Annotated in this window: 3 protein-coding genes; all 3 read left to right on the top strand. The window is 75.9% G+C overall.

The features are described 5' to 3' along the window. Nucleotides 1-926: FAD-dependent oxidoreductase (locus HY68_RS31985; RefSeq protein WP_107070246.1), on the top strand; the 926-nt coding region annotated here is incomplete at its 5' end. Continuing rightward, the gene (locus HY68_RS31980) at nt 923-1,291 is read left to right on the top strand and encodes a (2Fe-2S)-binding protein (protein WP_041998368.1); all 369 of its coding nucleotides are present in this window, start codon (nt 923-925) and stop codon (nt 1,289-1,291) included. The genes HY68_RS31985 and HY68_RS31980, both read left to right, overlap by 4 nt. Beyond that, nucleotides 1,288-2,129 (top strand): FAD/NAD(P)-binding oxidoreductase (locus HY68_RS31975; RefSeq protein WP_041998366.1); only part of this gene is annotated, 842 nt, incomplete at its 3' end. The genes HY68_RS31980 and HY68_RS31975, both read left to right, overlap by 4 nt.

The raw sequence follows: 2,129 nt of genomic DNA, 5'->3' as shown, positions 1-2,129 counted from the left end.
CCCAGCGGGCCGCCGGCGTACGGGCCGAGCCGCTGGACGCCGCGGAGCTGCGCGCCGCCGAACCCTTCGTCACCGAGGGACACACCGCGGCCATGCGCTATCCGGACGACGCCCAGGTGCAGCCGGCCGGGGCGGCGACCGCGCTGCTGTCGGACGCGCTCGCCGCGGGAGCCGTCCTGCGTACCGGCTGTGAAGTGCTCGGAGCGGTACGGAGCGGCGGCCGGATGACGGGTGTGCGCACCACCGAGGGGATCCTGTCGGCCGATGTGTTCGTCAACGCGGCGGGACCGTGGTCCGGTGAGCTGTCGGCGCGCCTCGGCGCACCGGTGGACATCAGGCCGCGCAGGGGCGAGGTGCTGGTGACGGTCCCGCTGCCGCCGACCGTCTTCCACAAGGTGTACGACGCGGACTACGTGGGCGCCGTCGGCAGCGGCGCGGGCGATCTGCAGACCTCGGCGGTGGTCGAGGCGACCCGGGCGGGCAGTGTGCTGCTCGGCTCCTCCCGGCGGCGGGTCGGCTTCGACGACCGGACGCGCCCCGAGGTGCTGTCGGCGATCGCGGCGAAGGCGCTGCGGCTCTTCCCCTCGCTGGCCGGGGTGCAGGTGATGCGCGCGTACGGCGGCTTCCGGCCGTACGTACCCGATCATCTGCCGGTGATCGGCCCCGACCCACGGCTGACGGGCCTGTGGCACGCGAGCGGTCACGAGGGGGCGGGGATCGGGCTGTCCGTGGGTACGGCGCGGCTGCTGCGGGAGCTGCTGCTCGGGGAGCCGACGGCGATCGACGCGGCCCCGTTCCGGGTGGACAGGCCCGCCGTACTGGCCACGGAGACGTCCGCAGGGACCGGCCCACCGTCCGGCCCACCGGTTGACGCACCGACTGAGACGCCGACTGACACGCCGTCCACGACCGAGGAGTCGTCATGAGCCCGAGACTCGTACCGGCCGGGTCCGATCCCGTGGGCCGCAGGGACCGACCGCTGACCATCACCGTCGACGGCGAACCGCTGGCGGGCGTCGCCGGGCAGTCCCTGGCGGGTGTGCTGCTGGCGGCCGGCCGGACGTCCTGGCGGCGGAGCCCGTCCGGCGCGCCGCGCGGAGTGTTCTGCGGGATCGGTGTCTGCTTCGACTGTGTGGTGACGGTCAACGGTGAGCGGGACGTACGGGCCTGCCGGCGCCGGGCCCTGGACGGCGACGCGGTGACCACCCAGTCCCGCGCCGCCGGCGGCGATGCGGGCAGCAGCACGAGCACCGGCAACGGCACCGGAACCGACTTCGGGGACGCGCGATGACCGGGCGCCATGTGGTGGTCGTCGGGGCGGGTCCCGCCGGACTGGCCGCCGCGGACGCCGCACTGGCCGCCGGCGCCGAGGTGACCTTGATCGACACGGCCGAGCGACCCGGCGGCCAGTACCACCGCATGCTTCCCGACGACTTCGACGCGGCCAGCCCCGAGGCGCTGCACCACGGCTACCGCGCGTTCGAGACGCGCAGCCGCCGGGTGCTGGGCCACCCGCGCTGCTCGTGGTGGGCGGAGAGTTCCGTCTGGGCGCTGGAACAGCCGGACCCCGGTTCGGTGACACCGCCGCTGGTACACGTGCTGACCGGGGATCCCGGCGGCGGCCCCGGTGCGCGGCTGCGCCGGGTGCTGGCGCCGGACGCGCTGGTGCTGGCGGTCGGCGCGCACGACCGGGTGCTGCCGTTCCCCGGCTGGCAGCTGCCCGGTGTCTTCACGGCGGGCGCCGCACAGGCGCTGGCCAAGGGCGAACGGCTGGTGATCGGCGACCGGGTGGTGGTCGCGGGCACGGGCCCGTTCCTGCTGCCGGTGACCGCCGCTCTGCTGGCGGCCGGGTCCCAGGTGGTCGAGGTGCTGGAGGCCGCCCGCACGGGCGGGGTGCTGCGCGGCTGGCTGCGGCGCCCCTGGGAGCTGCCCGCCCAGGCGGGCAAGAGCGGTGAACTCCTGGAGTACGCGGCCACGCTCCGCCGCCACCGCGTCCCGTACCGGCCGGGCAGGGCGGTGGTCGAGGCGCGCGGCGACGAGCGCGTCGAGGAGATCGTGAGCGCCGAGGTGCGCGCCGACTGGTCGGTGGTGCCGGGCAGTGAGCGGACCACGGCCGTGGACGCCGTCTG

The sequence above is a fragment of the Streptomyces sp. AcH 505 genome, assembly GCF_000818175.1.
Classification (GTDB): domain Bacteria; phylum Actinomycetota; class Actinomycetes; order Streptomycetales; family Streptomycetaceae; genus Streptomyces.
The sequence above is the reverse complement of the archived record's forward strand: the minus strand, read 5'-3'. Positions and strand labels throughout refer to the sequence as shown.